Source organism: Accumulibacter sp., from assembly GCF_031732815.1.
In the GTDB taxonomy this organism is placed as follows: domain Bacteria; phylum Pseudomonadota; class Gammaproteobacteria; order Burkholderiales; family Rhodocyclaceae; genus Accumulibacter.
The window spans coordinates 1-3135 of sequence record NZ_JAVMKF010000240.1 but is presented as its reverse complement, the minus strand read 5'-3'; the positions used below and the strand labels follow the sequence as shown (position 1 = coordinate 3135).

The 3135-nt window shown below is 63.0% G+C and carries 4 protein-coding genes and 1 pseudogene; 1 reads left to right on the top strand and 4 read right to left on the bottom strand.

Going from position 1 to position 3135, the window contains the following annotated elements; genetic code table 11:
- Positions 1-641 (top strand): SGNH/GDSL hydrolase family protein (locus tag RKP46_RS14760; RefSeq protein ID WP_311107340.1); only part of this gene is annotated, 641 nt, incomplete at its 5' end.
- Between the two features lie 58 nt (positions 642-699).
- On the opposite strand, the gene RKP46_RS14755 is transcribed toward RKP46_RS14760, so the two are convergent.
- From RKP46_RS14755 to RKP46_RS14740, 4 genes and pseudogenes are all read right to left on the bottom strand, one after another.
- Complete coding sequence (locus RKP46_RS14755) at positions 700-1242, bottom strand: isochorismatase family protein (RefSeq protein WP_311107339.1); 543 nt, start codon at positions 1240-1242, stop codon at positions 700-702.
- Positions 1243-1290: 48 nt separating this feature from the next.
- Complete coding sequence (gene purU, locus RKP46_RS14750; RefSeq protein ID WP_311107338.1) at positions 1291-2154, bottom strand: formyltetrahydrofolate deformylase; 864 nt, start codon at positions 2152-2154, stop codon at positions 1291-1293.
- Positions 2155-2248: 94 nt separating this feature from the next.
- Positions 2249-2860 carry a bifunctional phosphoserine phosphatase/homoserine phosphotransferase ThrH gene (gene thrH / locus RKP46_RS14745; RefSeq protein ID WP_311107337.1) on the bottom strand — a complete coding sequence of 204 codons (612 nt, stop codon included), beginning with the start codon at positions 2858-2860 and terminating at the stop codon, positions 2249-2251.
- Positions 2861-2929: 69 nt separating this feature from the next.
- Positions 2930-3135 (bottom strand): annotated as a pseudogene (locus RKP46_RS14740) (ABC transporter ATP-binding protein); the annotation flags it as partial.

Sequence of the window (3135 nt, the reverse complement as noted above, 5' to 3'; positions counted from 1 at the left end):
GTGGCACGGCGACACCGATACCGTCTCTGGGCGACCAGGTGGCGATGTTCCGCGCACGTCCTGGTGCCGCGGACGCAGGCGCCCTTTATGTGCTTTGGGCGGGAGGTAACGATCTGCGGGCCGATCCCAGCGCCGCAGGCATCTCGTCAGCGCTGACGGGACTCTCGGGAGCGATTCAGGGGCTATATCAGGAGGGCGCCCGGAATTTTCTGGTCATGAATCTTCCGAACCTGGGGCTTACTCCGGAATCGCAGGCAAACAATTCGGTTGCTGCGGCGACCGCGGGTTCGATGGCTTTTAACTACTACTTCAGTGGTGCGATCAGTGCCCTGCAGGCACTGCCCGGCAGCAGCATCAGGACGCTTGATACTTTTGCCCTGCTGAGTGGTGTTGTCGCAAATCCTGGTGCGGCTGGCTTCAGTAACGTGACGGGCGCGTGCTTCAATGGAGTTTCTGTCTGCGCCAATCCAGACAGCTATCTCTTCTGGGACAGCATCCACCCAACTGCCGCAGGCCATCGCCTGATTGCCGATGCGGCCTTCGACGTACTTGCTGTTCCGGAGCCTGAAACCTATGCGCTGATGTTGGCGGGGATCGGCCTGATCGTCGCGCGGACTCGCCGCCGTCAGGCAAGGCGATAGGCTTCTTACGCCGAGACGGCTGGCTCCGTGAGGGAGCCAGCCGTTTCCATTTCCGGGCTTACTTGATCAGTGGCAGCAGCGTGCGGAATTCATCGGTGCCGGCGCGCTCCAGCCATTCGAAGACGACCATTTCCGTAGTGACGATGCCGGCGCCGGCGGCGCGTGCTCGGGCGATTGCTGCTGCGCGGTTGGCAGGTGTTCGCGACGAGGCTGCATCCTCGACAAGGTGGACCTCATGGCCGGCTGCGACGAGTCCGAGAACGGTCTGCAGAACACAGACATGTGCCTCCATGCCGGTGACGATGATCTGCCGGCGGCCAGTGGTGGCGATCAGCTCGAGAAATCCGGGTTCGCGCGTGCAGGAAAAATGCATTTTCTCGAAGCGATGGGCACCGGTTGGCAGGGGGAGCAGGTCCGGCACTGTGTGGCCGAGGCCGCGCACGTACTGCTCGGAAACGATGACCGGAATGCCAAGGCGGTCGGCGGCGCCGAGCAGCCGCCGGTTGTTGGCGATGGCGGCGGTACCTTCGTGAATCGCCGGTGCCAGCTTTTCCTGGACGTCGACAACCAGCAGCAGCGATTGGTGGCGATCGATCAGCATGCGACCTCCTTGCTTGTTTGATGTGGGGTAAGGCGCCCCGTCCGTAGACTAGCGGAAGACGACCGTCTTGTTGCCGTGCACGAGGACGCGGTCCTCGAGGTGGTAGCGCAGCCCACGCGCCAGCACGGTCTTCTCGATGTCCTTGCCGTAGCGGACCATGTCCTCGATCGAGTCGGAGTGGTCGATGCGGATCACGTCCTGCTCGATGATCGGCCCCTGGTCGAGTTCCTCGGTCACGTAGTGGCAGGTCGCGCCGATCAGCTTGACGCCGCGCTCGTAGGCCTGGTGGTAGGGCTTGGCGCCGACGAACGAGGGCAGGAAGGAGTGGTGGATGTTGATGATGCGGCCCGGATACTTGGCGCACAGGTCTGTCGAGAGCACCTGCATGTAGCGCGCCAGCACCATGCAGTCGCCGCGCACGTCCTCGAAGATGCGCTGGACTTCGGCATAGGCGGCCGGCTTGTTGTCGGGCGTCACCGGCACGTGGTGGAAGGGGATGCCGTGCCACTCCACGAAGCCGCGGAAGGTGTCGTGGTTCGAGATGACGCAGGGAATCTCGATGTCCAGTTCCTTGGCCTGCCAGCGTGCCAGCAGGTCGTAGAGGCAGTGCTCCTGCTTCGAGACCAGCACCACGAGGCGCTTCTTCACCGACGAGTCGGTGATCTGCCAGCTCATCTGCAGCGGTTCGGCGACCGCGACGCGGAAACGCTCGCGGAACTCGGCGAGCATGAAGGGGACCGAGCTGGCCTTGATCTCCATGCGCATGAAGTAGCGGCCGGTCAGGTCGTCGGCGTGGTAGCTCGATTCGAGGATCCAGCCGCCGTTCTGGGCGATGAAGCCGGAGACCTTGGCAATGATGCCGACCTGGTCCGGACAGGAGGCGGTCAGCGTGTAGAAGCGTTCGCGATGCATGATTTCGCCTTAAACCGAAGCGCCAAGCCCCCTGGGGGGGCGGCGAACGAAGTGAGCGGGGGCGGAGCCAATCGCCGAAAGGCTTGCGCGAAAGTCACGCGACTTTCGCGAAAGCCTTGTCGATCTCGGCACGCAGCGCGTCGTAGTCGCGCACCACCGGATACTGCGGGAATTCGCGGATGACGTTCTCGGGCGGGTGAAACAGGATGCCGCCATGGGCTTCGCCGAGCATGGCCGTGTCGTTGTACGAATCGCCGGCCGCGACGATCTTGAACTTCAGTTCCTTGAAGCGCTTCACCGCTTCCTGCTTCTGGTTCGGCATGCGCAGGTGGTAATTGACCAGCATGCCGGAAGCGTCGGCCTCGAGCGAGTGGCAGAACAGCGTCGGCCAGCCGAGCTGGCGCATCAGCGGGTGGGCGAATTCGTAGAAGGTGTCGGAGAGGATGACCACCTGGTAGTCCTCGCGCAGCTGGTCGAGGAAGGCGCGGGCGCCGGCCATCGGGCCCATCTCGGCGATCACCTTCTGGATGTCCGGCAGGCCCAGCTTGTGCTGGCGCAGGATATCGAGGCGGTACTTCATCAGCACGTCGTAATCCGGCTCGTCGCGGGTGGTGCGGCGCAGCTCGGGAATCTTCGTGCGCTCGGCAAACTCGATCCAGATTTCGGGGACGAGGACACCCTCGAGGTCAAGGCAAACGATTCTCACCGGAATTCTCCCTGCGTTATTGGTATGCCGCGGCAGCGGCTGGGCGGAACGCGAAAAATAGCGATTTTATCATTGCGGATCAGCCAGTTCCTCTAATTCCATCTGGATCTCGAGCCAGCGTTCCTCGGCGGCACCGATCTCCGCTTCGAGCTGCGCCTGCCGCTTCAGCTTGGCTTCAAGCGCCGTACGGTCAGATGCCGTGTAGGCCGCCGGGTCGGCAAGTTCCTCGTCGAGCACAGCCTTCTCTTTCTGCCATCCCTGCAGCTTGCGGTCGA